14 protein-coding genes and 1 pseudogene are annotated in these 17,906 nt (G+C 32.8%); 5 read left to right on the forward strand and 10 right to left on the reverse strand.

Going from position 1 to position 17,906, the window contains the following annotated elements:
* The 6 genes from glgA to CAAU_RS01415 all read right to left on the reverse strand — a co-directional run bounded on the left by glgA (position 1) and on the right by CAAU_RS01415 (position 7,823).
* Entirely contained in the window at positions 1 to 1,434 is a 1,434-nt protein-coding gene (glgA, locus tag CAAU_RS01385; protein WP_008907648.1) for a glycogen synthase GlgA, read from the reverse strand.
* Positions 1,435 to 1,445: 11 nt separating this feature from the next.
* Positions 1,446 to 2,555 carry a glucose-1-phosphate adenylyltransferase subunit GlgD gene (glgD, locus tag CAAU_RS01390; RefSeq protein WP_008907649.1) on the reverse strand — a complete coding sequence of 370 codons (1,110 nt, stop codon included), beginning with the start codon at positions 2,553 to 2,555 and terminating at the stop codon, positions 1,446 to 1,448.
* Between the two features lie 12 nt (positions 2,556 to 2,567).
* The gene (locus tag CAAU_RS01395) at positions 2,568 to 3,713 is read right to left on the reverse strand and encodes a glucose-1-phosphate adenylyltransferase (RefSeq protein WP_008907650.1); all 1,146 of its coding nucleotides are present in this window, start codon (positions 3,711 to 3,713) and stop codon (positions 2,568 to 2,570) included.
* 1 nt (position 3,714) lies between these two features.
* Entirely contained in the window at positions 3,715 to 5,604 is a 1,890-nt protein-coding gene (gene glgB / locus CAAU_RS01400) for a 1,4-alpha-glucan branching protein GlgB (RefSeq protein WP_008907651.1), read from the reverse strand.
* 67 nt (positions 5,605 to 5,671) lie between these two features.
* Positions 5,672 to 6,736, reverse strand: coding sequence for a GNAT family N-acetyltransferase (locus CAAU_RS14470; protein WP_008907652.1), 1,065 nt, complete (start codon positions 6,734 to 6,736; stop codon positions 5,672 to 5,674).
* An 82-nt stretch (positions 6,737 to 6,818) separates the two neighbouring features.
* Positions 6,819 to 7,823: an aldo/keto reductase gene (locus CAAU_RS01415; RefSeq protein WP_008907653.1), complete on the reverse strand. Its 1,005-nt coding sequence runs from the start codon at positions 7,821 to 7,823 to the stop codon at positions 6,819 to 6,821.
* 238 nt (positions 7,824 to 8,061) lie between these two features.
* On the opposite strand from CAAU_RS01415, the gene CAAU_RS01420 reads away from it, so the two are divergent.
* Positions 8,062 to 9,612 carry a PAS domain-containing sensor histidine kinase gene (locus CAAU_RS01420; protein ID WP_008907654.1) on the forward strand — a complete coding sequence of 517 codons (1,551 nt, stop codon included), beginning with the start codon at positions 8,062 to 8,064 and terminating at the stop codon, positions 9,610 to 9,612.
* A gap of 7 nt (positions 9,613 to 9,619) precedes the next feature.
* On the opposite strand, the gene mltG is transcribed toward CAAU_RS01420, so the two are convergent.
* The 3 genes from mltG to pdxS all read right to left on the reverse strand — a co-directional run bounded on the left by mltG (position 9,620) and on the right by pdxS (position 12,231).
* Complete coding sequence (gene mltG, locus CAAU_RS01425) at positions 9,620 to 10,621, reverse strand: endolytic transglycosylase MltG (protein ID WP_008907655.1); 1,002 nt, start codon at positions 10,619 to 10,621, stop codon at positions 9,620 to 9,622.
* A 165-nt stretch (positions 10,622 to 10,786) separates the two neighbouring features.
* Entirely contained in the window at positions 10,787 to 11,359 is a 573-nt protein-coding gene (gene pdxT / locus CAAU_RS01430; protein ID WP_008907656.1) for a pyridoxal 5'-phosphate synthase glutaminase subunit PdxT, read from the reverse strand.
* Between the two features lie 2 nt (positions 11,360 to 11,361).
* Positions 11,362 to 12,231, reverse strand: coding sequence for a pyridoxal 5'-phosphate synthase lyase subunit PdxS (gene pdxS / locus CAAU_RS01435; protein ID WP_008907657.1), 870 nt, complete (start codon positions 12,229 to 12,231; stop codon positions 11,362 to 11,364).
* Between the two features lie 186 nt (positions 12,232 to 12,417).
* Between pdxS and CAAU_RS01440 the strand changes: the two genes are divergently transcribed.
* The 4 genes from CAAU_RS01440 to CAAU_RS01455 all read left to right on the forward strand — a co-directional run bounded on the left by CAAU_RS01440 (position 12,418) and on the right by CAAU_RS01455 (position 17,109).
* Positions 12,418 to 13,065, forward strand: coding sequence for a deoxynucleoside kinase (locus CAAU_RS01440; protein ID WP_008907658.1), 648 nt, complete (start codon positions 12,418 to 12,420; stop codon positions 13,063 to 13,065).
* 105 nt (positions 13,066 to 13,170) lie between these two features.
* A complete protein-coding gene (locus CAAU_RS01445; protein ID WP_008907659.1) occupies positions 13,171 to 14,691 on the forward strand; it encodes a spore germination protein in 1,521 nt (506 codons plus the stop codon).
* Positions 14,675 to 15,823 carry a Ger(x)C family spore germination protein gene (locus CAAU_RS01450; RefSeq protein WP_008907660.1) on the forward strand — a complete coding sequence of 383 codons (1,149 nt, stop codon included), beginning with the start codon at positions 14,675 to 14,677 and terminating at the stop codon, positions 15,821 to 15,823. The genes CAAU_RS01445 and CAAU_RS01450 overlap by 17 nt, the downstream gene beginning before the upstream one ends.
* 215 nt (positions 15,824 to 16,038) lie before the next feature.
* Positions 16,039 to 17,109: a GerAB/ArcD/ProY family transporter gene (locus tag CAAU_RS01455; RefSeq protein WP_008907662.1), complete on the forward strand. Its 1,071-nt coding sequence runs from the start codon at positions 16,039 to 16,041 to the stop codon at positions 17,107 to 17,109.
* 341 nt (positions 17,110 to 17,450) lie between these two features.
* Here the strand turns inward: CAAU_RS01455 and CAAU_RS14755 are convergent.
* Positions 17,451 to 17,906: pseudogene (locus tag CAAU_RS14755) on the reverse strand (ISNCY family transposase); the annotation flags it as partial.

The following is a 17,906-nucleotide window of genomic DNA, read 5'->3' on the forward strand; positions in this document are numbered from 1 at the left end:
CTAGTTTACTAAGCTGTTGTAAAGCATAATATACAGCTTTGCAGATTCACGCCAGCTATTATCAGAAATCATAGCATTGTAAATTAATTTATTAAAGGCATCCCTTTCATTATAGTAAACATAAAGGGCATACTTTATAATATCAATCATCTCCCTTGCATTATAATTTGCAAAGGAAAATCCATTTCCTTCTCCCGTAAACCTATTATATGGCCTTACAGTATCCTTAAGGCCCCCTGTTTCCCTAACAATAGGTAGGCTTCCGTATCTTAATGCTATAAGCTGTCCTATTCCGCAGGGTTCAAATAGCGATGGCATTAAGAACAAATCCGATGATGCATAGATTTTTCTTGCAAGCTCCTCGCTATATCTTATGTTGGCTGAAATTTTCGATGGATAAACTGATGCATAATATTTAAACATGTCTTCATAGTTTGAATCTCCTGCGCCTAGTAGTACAAATTGAATATCCATCTCGAGAATCTCTTGAATAACCTGTGCTATAAGGTCTAACCCCTTTTGATTTGTAAGCCTTGTTACCATTCCTATCATTGGAATATCAGGATTTTGAGGAAGGTGAAGCTCCCTTTGTAGTGCTTCTTTATTTTCCCTCTTTAAGCCAAAGGAATTCTCATCATAGTTTTTATAGATGAACTTATCGGTTTTAGGATTATACTCATCATAATCTATGCCGTTTACAATGCCAACAAGCTTATCAGAATTTGCACTTAATAGGCCATGGAGGCCCTCACCATAAAAGGGTGTTTTAATTTCCTTAGCATAGGTTCTGCTGACAGTTGTAACTTTATCCGAATAGATTATCCCCGCCTTCATGAGGTTAACTGCATCGTAATATTTTAACCTTTCCTCTGTAAAATAATAATCATCAAGATTTAAAAGATCCCAAAGTATTTCCCTTCTAAACACCCCTTGATATCTCAAATTATGAATGGTAAATATCGTTTTTATGTTTCTATGTCTTTCACTATTTGAATAATGTGCCTTTAAAATCAAAGGAACCGATGCCGTATGCCAATCGTTACAATGGACTATATTAGGGATAAAGTCTATATGGTTTATCATCTCAACTATTGCCCTGCTGAAAAAAACAAATCTTTCATCGTCATCCCCATACCCGTAGGCTCCATTGCGTTTAAAATAAAATTCGTTGTCTATAAAGTAAAAGGGAACACCATCATATTCTAAATATTCTATCCCACAATATTGATTTCTCCATCCTACCTGAACATTAAAATGGCAACAATGCTTCATCATCATTTTAAATTCATATCTTATATCCTGATATTTTGGCATTATAACCCTCGCATCAATTCCAAGCCTTCTTAGTGCCTTAGGAAGGGCAAGGGAAACATCCGCAAGTCCCCCGGTTTTTAAAAAGGGATAGGCCTCCGCCGTTGCAAATAAAATCTTCATAAAATTCCCCCTTAAAGATGGATTCTGCTTCCTTTTTCTATAACAATAGGGTATTTGTTATCTCCTATTAAAACTTTATCATCCTCAATTATGACGTTTTTATCAATTATGACATTTTTTAGTTTAACATTTTTTCCTATGATGCACCTTGAAAATACTATAGAGTCAATAACTTCTGCTCCCTCTTCTATTATAACCCTTCTTCCTATTATGCTGTTTGAAACAAGCCCCTTTACAATGCTACCGCTTGCCATTATTGAATTTGTAATACTACATCCGTTTAAATACTTTGTAGGGGGCGAATCATAGGATTTTGTATATATGTTGCCATTTTTGCTACAAAGCTCCTGCATAACATCTCCATTTAAAAAGTCCATAGAAACTTTATAATAGGAAGATACGGAATTTATACATCCTAAATAACCTTTAAATTCATAGGCCCTTACGTCGTGATTTCTTACATGCTTGGATACATATTCCATAACGCTGGAGCAAATTCCATCCTGCATGCACTTATAGATAGCCTGTATTAAAAATTCCTTGCTCATAAAGAATATTTCCATAGAAACGTTTATAGTATCTCCCATTCCAAGGTTTTTCCCAACGCCAACTACTTTGCCGTTATCTATGTTTAAAACTTCACAATTTAAAAACATTTCATCATTATTAACTTTCTTATATACAATTGTAACGTCTGCACCAGACCTTTCATGTTCCTTTGCTATTTCTTCTAAATTAATATTGCAAATCATCCTTGATCTTGAAAGAACAACCTTTTCCTTCTTGCTTCTAAAAAAGTATTCCATGTTATATTTAAAGGCATTGACATCCTCTTCCACTAGCCTTTTTAATGTATGATTAAATATAAAAAGACCGTCGATTTTTCTGTTTAAATCCCAAGGTTTTCCTGTCCCTATATGGTCAACTAAGGACCTTGAGTTTCTTTCAACAAATATTCCTACATTGGTTATTCCACTATTTACCATGTTTGAAAGAACAAAGTCTATAACTCTGTATCTACCGAAGATTGGAATAGAAGCCAGTGGTCTATTTAATGTTAAACTTCTTATATTGCTCTCATCCTCATTAAGGAGTATAACCCCCATATAATCCCTTAGCATTATATCACCTCGTTACTCTTCAAAAATATTTTCCTTAACATCCCTTTTTTCCGGAACAAGAACTATTTCCTTGCCATTTCCAACTGTGACTCCTTCCCTAATCCTTGCTCCATTACCTACAACGCTTTTTATAACGGTTGCCCCATCTTCGATCCTTACATCCTGCAGGATAACAGAATCCCTAACAACGGCATTTTTACCTATATAAACTCCCCTTGAAATTATGGAGTTTTTAACTTCACCATAAATTGTGCAGCCATCAACTATCATAGAATTTTCTACAACTGCTTCAGGTCCTATATACTGTGGTGGTAGGGAATAATCAACGGCATAAATTTTATTTACTCCCTCATAAAGATCTAGCTGGCAGTCTTCCTTTAAAAGGTCCATATTGGCTTCCCAATAGCTCTCTACTGTTCCAACATCCTTCCAGTAGCCTTCAAATCTATAGGCATAGAGCTTTGCGCCTTCCTTTAACATCCTTGGGATCACGTTTTTGCCAAAATCGTTTGAAGAGGTTGGATCCTTTTGATCCTCCTTTAAAAAGTGCTTTAATCTATTCCAGTTAAAAACATATATTCCCATAGAGGCTAAATTGCTCTTTGGCTTTTTAGGTTTTTCTTCAAACTCATATATCCTTCCATCCTCGTGGGTATTCATAATGCCAAAACGGCTAGCCTCCTCAATTGGAACTTCAATTACTGCAATGGTGCAGTCTGCATTTTTCTCCTTATGATAGTCAAGCATTAAGTTATAGTCCATTTTATAAATATGGTCCCCTGAAAGGACAAGAACATATTCAGGGTTATAATAATCTATATAATTCATATTTTGATAAATCGCATCTGCCGTCCCCTTATACCAATTACCACCTGCCTCATGCTGATAGGGTGGAAGAATTCTAACTCCTCCAAACTTCCTGTCAAGATCCCAAGTCATTCCAATCCCAATATGGGCGTTTAATATAAGGGGCTGATACTGTGTTAATACCCCAACAGTATCTATGGATGAATTAGCACAGTTAGATAAAACAAAATCTATTATTCTATACTTCCCTCCAAAAGGCACTGCAGGCTTTGCATTGTTTTTAGTTAATGACTTTAATCTTGTTCCCTGGCCCCCCGCAAGGACCATAGCTATTATTTCCTTTTTACGCATTTTATTCACCCCTTCTTGTTTTTAAGACTATAAATGAATAGGGTGCTATTCTAATATTTATTGAATAGTCCCTTCCATGCCATGACTCCCTTAAAGATTTTATGCTGCCTTCGTTAATAAAATTACTTCCCGAATAAATATTTTTATCGCTATTGAAAACCTCTATATATTCATTTTCTTCAGGAACTCCTATTTTATAATCCTCATATTTTCCCCTTCCAAAATTGCATATAATAACTAAATAATCCTCCTTAGACCTTCTTATGAAGGATAAAATGCTTTGATTATTATTATTTGCATCGATCCATTCAAAACCTTCCCCTTTATGGTCAAGCTCCCAAAGGGCTTTATTTTCTAAATAAAATCTGTTAAGATCCCTTACATATCTTTTAAGGGAATCATGAATTGGGTATTTTAAGAGGAACCACTCTAATTCCTCATAAAATCTCCATTCTATAAACTGTGCGATTTCTCCCCCCATAAATAAAAGCTTTTTTCCGGGATGTGCCATCATGTAGCCATATAAAAGCCTAAGGTTTGCAAACTTTTCTTCATAGCTTCCTGACATTTTATCTATGAGGGATTTTTTCCCATGAACTACCTCATCGTGGGATAAGGGAAGAATGAAGTTTTCAGAATAAGCATACATCATTGAAAAAGTTAAAAGGTTATGGTTATATTTTCTTTCCTCATCATTCATCGTCATATATCTTAAGGTATCGTTCATCCATCCCATGTTCCATTTATAATTAAACCCAAGGCCTCCATCATAGGTGGGATATGTAACTAATGGCCATGCTGTTGACTCCTCCGCTATCATAAGTGGATTATCAACATTTAAGAAAATGGCTTTATTTAGTTTTTTCAAAAACTCAACCGCATCTAAATTTTCAATGCCTCCAAATTTATTTCTTATATTCAAATGCTCTTTACCAAAGTTTAAATAAAGCATTGCTGCAACCGCATCAACCCTAAGGCCATCCACGTGAAATTCCTTAAACCAATAAAGGGCATTGGAGATTAAAAAGCTCTGGACATGACCCTTTGAATAATCAAAATTAGCTGTTCCCCAGTCAAAATTATCTCCTATCATTGGGTCTTCATGTTCGTAAAGATGTGCCCCATCGAAATTATAAAGTCCGTGCTCGTCCCTGCAAAAATGTCCCGGTGCCCAGTCAAGAATTACTCCAATTCCCTCCCTGTGCATTTTATCTATAAAATATTTAAAATCCTCGGGAGTTCCGTATCTTGATGTTGGGGAGAAATATCCCGTAATTTGATAACCCCAGGAAGCATCTAAAGGATGTTCCATTATAGGTAAAAGCTCTACATGGGTATATCCCATTTCCTTGACATATTTAGAGAGCTCATCGGCAATTTCTCTGTAGTTTAAAAAATCTTCTCCCTTCTTTTTCCACGAACCTAAGTGAACCTCATAAATATTTAAGGGACTTTTAAAATAGTTTATGCTTTTTCTTTTTTCCATCCATTCGCCATCCTGCCACTTATAGTCTTTATCTTCATATACTATAGATGCAGTATTTGGCCTTAACTCAGAAAACCTTGCATATGGGTCAGCCTTTAAAACTTTAGTCCCATCGGCCTTTATTATTTCATACTTGTATAAATCTCCTTCTTTTATATTTTCATTAAAGAGCCACCAAAACCCAGAATCTAAAACCTTTATCATTTTATGATTATCCCCATTCCAACCGTTAAAATCTCCAACCACTCTAACTTCCCTTGCCTTTGGTGCATATGTTATAAAAACTGCACCTTTTTTGCCTTGATGCTCAACTATTCTACTTCCTAGAAACTCATATGCATTAAAATGTTCTCCCCTTAAATATTTATTTATATCAGAAGCATAAATCGTATGTCTTCTTTTCACCTTTATCCCCCCAAACCCTAAAGTTTTATTTATAATTATACAACATAATTCATAAATTACCAGAATTTTAACTAAATCTTAACTCAAATTCAATCTCGTCTTTAATTGGAATTTCATAGTTGCCTATAAGTGGTATCTGGGGCTTTATACATCTTGCCCTTTTGACGGCATCTTTATAAATAGCAACCATTTCAAACCCATTTTTTTGATAAAACTTCATGGCATCTATATTATCATTGGTGGTTATTAAAAAAATCCTTTGGCATTCTTTCTTTGCAATGCTAGTTAATTCCTTTAAAAGTTTGGAACCCACCCCAATATTTTTAACTAAGCTCTCTAATAGAACTATTTCACATTCAGCCTTTTCTATGCTGTATATTAAAAAACCCAATATTTCGCCTTCTGAAACTGCGATAAGCCATGGAAGTTCAATTATCCTGTGGACTTTTCCCTTTGAAAGGATTATATCAGAACCCCATTCCCTTTTAATGCCCTCCATTAATACTTTTTTTTCTTCAATATCTGCATATTTTATTATTATATCCTTCTTATCATAGTTAAAAATTTGCTCAACCAAGTTTTTAAATTCATCATACATTTTAAGTCCTTTAAGTTCCTCCAGAGCCTTTACTAAGCTTTCATAATACCATTTTTGATCCTCATATCCTGCATTAAACTTTTCCCAAACCTTTTTCCCAAGCCTTTTATAATCCCTATAGGTGCTTCTTATGTTGCTCAGTTTATCGGCACAAATTAGCATTTTAATATCCCTTGAAGCCCCTTTTACAAATTCTATTGTATGCTCCTTTCTTTCCCTCCAAGTTTTTATCTCTTCTTCTTGTGTTAATTTTTCCTTTGTTTTAACCTTTAAAGGCTCAGAAGCTGCAAGGATAAGATCTATTGTCCTTCTGCTGAAATTATTTTTTAACTTGTTTAAAAGCTCCTCCCTATTTCCTGTAGTATCTTCAAGCGTATCATGTAAAATAGCAGCATTTAAAAGCTCCTCATCTGCACCGTTTTCGTAAAGTATTATCGCAACCTCAATCGGATGAATTATATATGGAATGGAAGAGCCCTTCCTTAGCTGTTTCTTATGGACATCCCATGCAATTTTTAAAGCTAAAAAATTCATCTTAACACCTCGCCGCTGCCAATTTTTGTTTATTATTTATATTTTAATAAATAAAAAAATATTAGGCAACAAAAAATGCCGCCTAATATCCGAAGGTTTTTTTAACTTCTTTTAGCATTTTTCTTATCTGAAGATCATATGGACATCTTGTTTCACATATTCCACATTCTCTACAATCAGAAGCATGGGCTTTTAAATTATTATATCTTTCCTTTGCCCAATCCTTAAGGTCGTAATTAACATAATATCCCCTTAATATGAAGCTAAATGGAATATCAATCCCCTGTGGGCATGGTGCGCAGTAACCACATCTTCTGCAAAATTCCTTATCCATTTCTTTATAAATATTATCGCAAAGTTCTATTTCATCCTTAGTTATTTCCTCCTTGCTTGCAGATACATTCTCAATAACTTCTTGTATGCTTGCCATTCCAGGGATTGCTGTTGAAATAAAATCATCCTTTAAAATAAATTTTAAAGCAAGTTTCCCATCGGATAAAACCCCACCAGCCATTGGTTTCATTGCAATAATGCCAATATTTCTTTCCTTTGCTAGTTTAAAAGTTTCAATAGCTTGTCTTTCAACAACGTTATATGGATACATAATGGTTTCAACTAATGGATTTTCTATCATATGTTTTAACATATCAAGGCTATGGGAAGTTACCCCGATATGCCTTATTATCCCCTTTTCCTTTGCCTCTAATAATGCCTTTAGTGCTCCATTTTCACCAAAAGCTTCTTTATATGAAGCAATATCCTTTACATTATGAAGCTGATATAAATCAATATAATCCGTATTCAAATTCTTAAGGCTTATTTCTATATCCCTTTTCATATCTTCATAGCTTCTTGCCATTGATTTAGTAGCAATTATCCAATTTTTTCTTCTTCCCTTTAGGGCCTTTCCAATATATTCTTCACTGCAGGAGTAAGCCCTTGCTGTATCTATAAAATTTATCCCCGTCTCCTCTGCCTTATGAATAACCTTTGCTGCCTCTTCTTGAGTTAACTTTTGAATTGGAATTCCTCCAAACCCTATTTCTGAGACCTTAAGATGGGTTTTCCCTAAAACTCTATATTTCATGAACACTTTCCCCCCAAATTGCTTCATATTATATCCTTTCTTTGACTGTCTTATTTAATTTCTCTACAATATTATTATAGCACTTTATAAACTTTATTGTAAGCAAAAACACCAAAGGATTGACTTAATAAGATAAAGCTCATTTTTTGTAGAATTTTGCGATATTTAATTTGCAGGAAAAATTGCAAATGTGTTGAATAATTATATGTGGTTGAATTTTAAAACAGTAGGTGGTAATATGAAAAACTCCGAATGCGAATGTAGATGTTTAAATGAGGTTATTTACGAGATGTTCAAAAAAAGCCCAAATGCTGTAATTTTGTCTGATAAAAACGGAGATATTTTACTTAAAAATAACACCTTTAATACTTTATTTAAAGGCAATCCTTCAAATATATTTAAGGCTTTGAATATTAATTCAAAGCAAGTTATTTCAGAACTTAAAATAAAAGGAGAATATGTAATAGAAAAGATTAGTCTTTTACTTAATGATTGCACATATTATTTTAAAGCAAATTTTTATTTTATTTGCCTTAAAGAAAAAGAATATATCGCCCTTATATTAAACAATATAACAGAACCAATTCTAATGGCCAAAAAGATCGAAGATGATGAGGCAATGCTAAAAAAAATATTTAATGGAATAGAAGATATGATATTTATGACGGATTTAGAATGTAAAGTCACTTACTATTCCGCATCTGTTAGCAGAATACTCGGATATGATTCTAAAGAATTGATCGGGACAAATCTTCAATCTATAGTTCATCCAGAAGATCTAGATGAAGCAAAAAAGAAATTTTATTCTTATTTGAACGGGGAACCGATTATAGATAATGTAAATTATAGGCTTTTAAGTAAAAATGGAGAATATATTTGGGTTTCTTTTTCCCATATATCCTTCATAGAAGAAAAAGGCAAAAAAAATAGAACGATTATAATCTTAAGAGAAATTGCTGAAAGACTAAGACTTCAAATGGAATGGGAAAGACTTTCAAAGGAGCTTGAATATGAAAAGTTAAAAAGCGAATTTATATCAAAGGTATCCCACGAACTAAGAACTCCATTGAATGTCATATATGGTATAGTTCAGCTTCTTGAAATATTTAGAAAAAACGATGCTACCTTCATTGAAAACTATGATAAATTTTATCCTGTGTTAAAACAAAATATGTATAGGCTTTTAAGGCTGACAAATAATATAATAGATCTTACTAGTATTGATGCTGGATGTATGGGGCTTAATCTTGAAAATGTAAATATCGTTAGCCTAATTGAGGATATATGCACATCCGCAAATAATTATTTTAATGACAAAAATATAAAAATAATATATAACCCCCATTTTGAAGAAAAGTATATCGCCTGCGATGTTGAAAAGATTGAAAAGATAATTTTAAACATCTTATCAAATGCAATTAAATTTTCAAAGAAAGATAAAAAAATATTTGTAGAGGTTTCAGAGGAAGAGGATAATATATTAATAATAATAAAGGATAATGGAATTGGAATCCCAGATGAGCTACAAAAGGTTATCTTTGATAGGTTTAAGCAGGCGGATTTTAGCTTCACAAGGAAAAACGAAGGAAGTGGAATAGGTCTTTCTATAGCACAGGAATTTGTTAAAATGCATGGGGGAGAAATAACTTTAAACAGCAAAGAAGGTGAGGGTTCTGAGTTTATAGTAAGACTTCCTAAAAATTACATTCAAGATGAGGTAGCTGCCACTAAAATAGTTAACAAAAATCATCTAGAAACAGTTAATATCGAGTTTTCAGATATCCAGTAGGGAAACCCTACTGGATATATTTATGCACATTTTTTATGTGTTCCTCATAGGTCTTACTAAACACATGGCCATTTCCTGACAATACGTAGTAAAGGTATTGATGTTTTTCTGGATTTAAGGCAGCTTCTATGGATTTTATTCCTGGTGATGCTATAGGCCCTGGAGGAAGACCTATGATCTTATAAGTATTATATGGCGATTCAAATTTATAGTCTTTGTAATAGAGCCTGTTTATATGCTTTTCCCCTTTTGTTATCGCATATATAACCGTTGCATCAATCTGCAAAGGCATGTTCCTCTGCAATCTATTATAAATTACGCCGGATATCCTTCTTCTTTCTTCATCATTATAGCTTTCCTTTTCAATTAATGAAGCAATAGTTATAACTTCCCTTAAGGATAAGTTTAATTCCTTTTGCCTTTTTATAAATGGCTTGTATTTATTAATAAACCTTTCAAACATAATGTTTATTATTTCCTTTGAGGTTAAATTGTAAGGAATATAATAGGTATCCGGATACAAATAACCTTCAAGCTCATAATAGGCATTTTTATCTAATTGAATTAATCCTTCTTTATCAAAATCCGAAATCTTTGCATTTAACAAATCTTCCTTCTTTAATAATCCCTTTTCTTCTAATTTTTTTGCTATCTGATAAAGATTATACCCTTCTGGAATAGTAACTATAGCAAAGTCCGACTTTCCCGATGTTAGTTTTTTAAATAAAAAGTCTAAATCTTTATTGGTGGAAATTATATAGTTCCCAACCATTATGTTCCTATCAAATCCTTTTATTTTTGCATAATAAAGAAAAAAATTTTTTGATCTTATAACCTTTTTATTAAGTAAATATTCAGCTATTTTATTAATACTATCCCCCTGTTTAACTATAAAATAAACTTCTGATTTGTTGTAAAGCCTCATGTTGACTTTATAATAATATGTAAAACCCAAAAATAAAAATACAAACAAAAAAAATACACCAATAAATTTATAATGCCTTTTCATAACCTCACTCCTAAATAGTTCTCATATATATTATACAACAATATATGCATTATAAAATAAATTTTTTAAGCCCCGTGAAGGATTTCTTTGGATTCGCTTTATCGCTTGAGCTATCTGTCCCTTTTTAGTCCTTCCGGGGCTTTTTATAAGATTATTCCTTTAAAATTATTTTTGGCACATATCTAAAAAATATTTATGAAATTCAAGATTATCCGTAAGCTCTGGATGGAAGGCTGTAGCAAGCATATTCCTTTGCCTTGCTGCAACTATTTTACCTCCAACACTGCCTAAAATTGTAACATCATCTGATAATATTCTTGAAATATAAGGTGCTCTAATAAAAACCAAAGGAATTGGATTATTTGAAACTCCATTTATTATAGCATTTTCAATAAAGCTATTTATTTGGCTGCCAAAGGCATTTCTTTCCACCTCAATGTCCATAACTTCAAGATGTCTCCTTGTATCGTTTTTTATTTCCTTTGCAAGCAAAATCATACCTGCACAGGTCCCCCAAACTGGTAGGCCTTCTTTTATGAGCTTTTTAAGTTTATCTTTAATACCATTTTCTGAAATTATTTTCCCTATAGTCGTGCTCTCTCCACCTGGTAAAATAATGCCATCTATATCATCTAAATCCTCTTTCTTTTTAACCTCTATCGTTTGAACACCTAAAGCTTTAAGATGGTTTATATGTTCTATAACCCCACCTTGGATTGACAAAACCCCAATTTTCATAATTACCAACCTCTTTCTGAAAGGGAAGTTTCTATTTCCTTAACATCAAGTCCAAACATAGGCTCCCCTAAGTCTTCTGAAATTTCAGCTAAAACCTTTGGATCATTGTAATAAGTAGTTGCAAGAACTATTGCCCTTGCTCTTTTTTCAGGATTTTGGGATTTAAAAATGCCAGAACCTACAAAAACGCCTTCAGCACCAAGCTGCATCATTAATGCAGCATCGGCTGGTGTTGCAATTCCACCTGCAGCAAAATTAACAACCGGAAGCTTTCCCTCCCTCCAAACATATTCAACAAGGTGATAAGGTGCCTCAAGTTCCTTTGCAATGGTCATAAGTTCTTCATAGGGTGCATTTTTTACTCTTCTTATATCATCCATGATTTGTCTTAAGTGCCTTACTGCCTCTACTACATTTCCCGTTCCTGCTTCTCCCTTTGTTCTTATCATTGCTGCACCTTCGCCAATTCTTCTTAGAGCCTCACCTAAATTTCTTGCACCGCATACAAAGGGAACCTTAAAAGCCCATTTGTTTATATGATATTTATCATCAGCAGGAGTTAAAACTTCGCTTTCATCTATATAATCTATCTCTAAGGCCTCCAGAATTTGTGCCTCAACAAAATGTCCAATTCTACACTTTGCTATTACCGGAATTGAAACAGCCGATTTTATTTCCTTAATCAATTTAGGATCTGACATCCTTGCAACCCCGCCCTGCCTTCTAATATCAGCTGGAACCCTCTCAAGGGCCATTACAGCACATGCACCTGCTTTTTCAGCAATTTCTGCCTCTTTAGCATTCGTAACGTCCATTATTACGCCACCCTTTAGCATCCTCGCAAGATCAGCATTTAATTTAAACCTTTCCATAAATTCCCCTCCTTATATGTATCGATACAATTCGCTTTTAAATATTTCATAATTATTCTAGCATTGTTTTTAAATTAGTCAATATTGTTTTCATACATTGTTATTTGTCAAAAAATAAATAAATATTGTATTTGGGTCAAAAATTTTATATACTATTTAGGCATATTCTTTTCAAGGGGAGATATTATGTTTTACAAAGGAGCCCTCAGCAAGATAAATAAAGGAGGATTTTGGAACATGCTTGTGATTGATGGTGTTGTTGGTGCTGGTAAAACCACATTGATGAAAATATTAAAAGAAGAAGGCTTTGTTCCCTTTGAGGAACCTGTATATAATAACCCTATCTTGGAAAAGTTTTATTACGATAGGCATAGATATAGTTTTCCTTTGCAGATATTTTTTCTAAATAAAAGATTTAAACATATCAAGGAAGCCTCAAAGGTAGAAAACGCTGTAATGGACAGAAGTATATATGGCGACGTTATATTCGCTAAGATGCTGATGGAAAGCGGCGAGATGTCCCCTGAGGAATTTGAACTTTACATAGAGCTATTCGAAAACATGATAGAACATTGCCACCCTCCAAAGCTCATGGTTTACCTTGAAATTTCTGTAGATGAGGCAATAAGAAGGATTAACCTAAGGGGAAGATCTTATGAAAAGATAGTTGAAAGGGAATATTGGGAAAGATTAAATAGACATTACAAAGAATACTTCGATCAATATTCAATATCACCAATTCTTAAAATAAACGTAGACAACCTTGATTTTGAAAATAATTTAGAACACCGCCAAATTGTTATTAATAAAATTAAAGAATATCTTAAAAAATAACTTGGGCAATCTTTTTAGGTTGCCCTTTTTATATTCTTCTAATTTTGAATAAAATGCCTTTTTATAGAAAAAATATTAATAAAAACAAACTAATGGAGTATGAATATGTGGAAAATATTAAAAAAGCCTAATCCCGGCACTAAAATTTCTCCTAATATCCATGATAATTTAAAAACAATTAAGGAAATTTTTAAAAAAGATAAAACATTTGTTGCTAGATGCTTTGAGAAAAATAATAAAACTTTATGTTTGATTTATATCAATGGCATGGTAAAAGAAGATATTATTAACAGGGACATCATAGCACGAATTTTGGACAGCAAAATAGAAAGAAATAAACTTTCTTTATTAAATTATTTAGAAAGGCACATATTGTCAACAAGCCATCTTGAAAAAAGTCAAGACCTTGAATATGCAATTAGTTCAATCCTTATGGGTAAAGCAGTTTTATTCATAGATGGTGAATTAGAAGTTCTAATTTTTAATGTAAAAGAGAATAACTTACGTTCTATAGAAGAACCTTCCTCCGAAACAATAGTCAGAGGACCAAGGGAGGGTTTTAATGAATCTTTAATTACCAATCTTCATCTTATAAGGAATCGAATACCTCATCCAGATTTAAAGTTTGTTTTTAAGGAAATTGGCAGATACACAAAAACCCCCATTTGTATTGCATATATATCAAGCATTGCTTCAGATAAAATACTTCAAGAGGTCAAAAAAAGGCTAGATGAGATCAATATTGACGGAATATTGGATTCTGGATATATTGCAGATTTAATTTGTGACCATCCTCTATGCACCTTTCAAACAATTGGCTATACAGAAAGACCTGATGTTGTCTGCGGAAAACTATTAGAAGGAAGAATTGCTATTGTAGTTGACGGTTCTCCTTTTGTTTTAACATTACCATATTTATTTTTAGAGACCTTTCAATCTAATGAGGATTATTATACCCACTGGGCTTTAGCATCATTTAACCGAATTTTAAGGTTATTAGGATTTTTCCTATCTACAACCATTCCTTCTTTATATGTAGCACTAGCAAACTACCATCAAGAGCTTTTACCTACTCCTTTACTTCTTAGCATTGCTGCTGCAAGAGAAGGTGTTCCTTTTCCAACAATTGTTGAAGCCTTTAGTATGATCATTATCTTTGAAGTCCTTAGGGAAGCTGGGACAAGACTTCCAAAGCCTGTCGGGCAGGCAGTTAGTATAGTTGGCGTTCTTGTTATAGGTGAAGCAGCTGTAGGAGCAAGATTTGTAAGTGCTCCAATGGTTATTATTACTGCCCTTACTGGAATTACTGAATTTTTAATCCCACAGTTAACAGCATCTGTAATATTGTTTAGATTTATTATTCTTTTCTTTACAGCTTTTTTAGGTCTCTACGGAACTATGTTTGGACTAGTTATTATGTTTATTCAACTTTTTTCCATGAAAAGTTTTGGAGTGCCATATACACTTCACTCCTTTACAATAGATTTTCAAAACATAAAGGATACTGCTATTAGAGTGCCATGGTGGGCTATGAAGTTGAGGCCTATTATATTAGGAGCAAAAAACAAAGTTAGAAATAAATCTAAATTTATAGCAAGGGGAAAGTATAATGGTAAAAACAATTAAATTAACTCTTCTATCTTTTATAATTCTTTTATTAACCTCGTGCTGGAACTACAAAGAAATCGATAAAATTGCACCTGCTGCTGGTGTATCCTTCGACTATGATGAAAAGAAAAATTCTTATATTTTAACTGTTGAAATTGTAAATCTTAAAAATACAAGCACTGGAACTGAATTATTGCCGGAATACTTTACATCAGAAGGGAAAACAATACTTGATGCGATTAGAAATATGATTTCTGTAAGCGGTCGAAAGATATATTGGTCCCATGCAAAGGTGGTATTTATTAGCGAAAAAATTGCCAAAAGAGGAATAATCGATGTCCTTGATTTTATAGAAAGGGATACGGAAGTTAGAACTGACATGAAAATCGTTCTAGTAAAAGGTAAAAAGGCTAGTGAAATTTTTAATACCTCCAATAAACTTGAAAAAATCGTATCATATCATGTTGATGAGATGTTAGAAAACTCAATATATCTTTCTAAGTATCCAAAGATTGAACTTTGGGACCTTATAAATCAAATTCAATTTGATATTTCTACTGCTATACTTCCAGTTGCATATATAGTTGAAGATAACGATAGGAAAATAATCAACATTTCTGGTTCAGCAATTTTTAAAGAAGCTAAAATGATTGCATTCTTAAATGATGCAGATACTAAAAACCTTCTCTTTTTACGAAATAAAGTCTATGGAGGAATTCTCCCCTTAAATAATGTTCTAGGAACAGAAAGCAGTGTATCCTTTGAAATTTATAAATCCAAAACAAAAGTAAAACCTATTTTAATTGATAATAAAATTTTGTTCAAAATTAATTTATCTGTCGATGTTGCATTAAAAGAAGTTTCTGGGCAAATAGATTTCATCGAAGAAAAAAAACTTGAAAGCCTTAAAAATTATGCACAAGAAAAAATAAAAAATGATATACTAAATACTTTCTATTATGTAAGGGATACATACAATCTGGATGTATTCGGCTTTAGCAAATTAGTAAAAATTAATTATCCTCAGTTTTGGAAAAACAATATAGATAGATGGGAATCACTATTTAGTAATTCAGAGCTAGATATTGATATCAAACTAAACATTATAGGAACTTCAACAACAAATAAAATAATCAAGGTAGGGAAATGATAATGGCAAAGACAATTGTTACAATATTAGCATATTTGATTCTTTTTTTATTAGATTTTTTAAACGTTTTTAATACAAAGGATAAAAAAAGATTTCAGTATACCTTCTTTTTTATTTTTCTGCCTTTATATTGAGCCTATTAATTTCACTTGACATAAGAATTCCCAGTTTAGATTTAACTATTAAAAAAATATTTTTTGATTGAGGTAGATATGATGAAAAGAGAAACTATTTCAACAAGGCAAGGAATTTATATTATGTCGATGTTCATAATCGGAAGTTCGGTTATTATTGGTGTTGGCGGAAAAGCAAAAAATGATGTTTGGCTTGCTATTATAATAGCTATTTTGTCTTCATTAGTAGTTTCATATATTTATTCTCAAATATTAAATAGCTTTCCTGGAATAGATTTTATTGATATTCTAAAAAAATTATTTGGAAGATTCTTAGGCCGAATCATTGGAGTAGTTTTTGTTTGGTTTTCCTTTCACCTAGGTTCACTAGTAATAAGGGATTTTGGTGAATTCATTAAAACTGTTGGTCTGCCCAATACACCTAATTCAATTATTATGGCTTTTGCTGCAATTTTGGCTACAATTTCTGTTAGAAGCGGTATAGAAATGATTGGAAGAGCTTGCGAGGTATTTTTTTGGCTGCTTATAAGCATTTTATTTATTACCGTTCCTTTTTTGTTACCTAAAATGGAAATAAACAACCTCCGTCCTTTTCTTTATGATGGGATAAAACCTGTAATATCAGGTTCCTTTAGCTTATTTTCCTTTCCCTTTGCAGAAACTGTCGTATTTTTATTTGTTCTTCCATATATAAACAAAAAGGAATATTATAAAGTATATTCTTCAGCTATACTCATTTCAGGAAGTATTCTAATTATAACATCATTGAGAAACATAATGGTTATTGGTGCGGATACTTTATCAAGAAATTATTTTGCATCCTATACCGTTGTTAGCCGAATAAAAGTTGGGGATTTTTTTCAAAGAATTGAAAGTTTTGTTGCCATAGCCTTTTCCTTTTATGCCTTTGCAAAAATCAATGTCTGCCTTTATGCTACTTCAATTGGAATATCAAAAATATTCGGATTTGATGATTACCGTTTTCTAGTAACACCTGTTGGACTTCTTATGTTAAACTATTCAATTATTTCTTATGAAAATATTATGCAGTTATTTGATTGGGCTGCTAAAATATGGCCTTATTACGCCCTCCCCTTTGAAGTAATAATTCCGTTCATAATCTTTATTTATATTAAAGTTACTAAAAAGTAAATAGCACTAATAATTAATATTAAGTTGTTTTGTATAATTATATATGTCAATATCTTTTGAAAATGTCACCTAAAAATAATTTAAAATAAAGTTAATTATCGTATGAAAATGTCATTTAGATGGGTAAAAATTAGGGGGCTTTGCCCCCTAGAACCCCCATCCTCGCCGGAAGGCAGAGGGGCAGATTAAACTGCCCCTAAAAGGCAATAGGATACTATGCCGCCTGATGTCAAGGCCTTTCGCGGCATAAACGGGTGCCCTCCCACAAGTGGTCCCCTCCCATTTATTCCACGGTGCCTTGACATCACCCGACTAACAGTCCTATTATCAAAAGCTAACATTTACCCTAAATTTTTGTATCTGTCAACAAAATTATCTTTACCGAGGAAAATTTCCTCAAGCATACTTAAAATTTCTTGATCGCTTTCATCATAGACGATGGGCTTAACTAAATTACGTCCATATTTGTAATAATGGTCTTCTGGCGGTCTGTAGGTGTTTTTCTCCTTCTTAACGGAATCAGTAGAAGATTTTTTAGGCTTTGAAAATATTTCAGTATCGTAAATTACCCCCTTGTATTCGACCTGAACACCTGTTAAACTATTAATGAATACATTAATAGTTGCTCGGGTCGGTATTGGAGGCTGATTGTTCTTTTGAAGGATTTTAAACTGTTTTCCGTAGTAGGAGAAAACGCCGCCATTATCGACCTTTCTTTTTTCCTTCACGCAGAGAATAGAATTAAGGTTTATGTCACTACTAAGTGGTCTTAAAGCAGATTCATCAGATAAAGGCTC

Origin of the sequence: Caloramator australicus RC3 (assembly GCF_000297115.1) — a bacterium.
Taxonomy (GTDB): Bacteria; Bacillota; Clostridia; order Clostridiales; family Caloramatoraceae; genus Caloramator; species Caloramator australicus.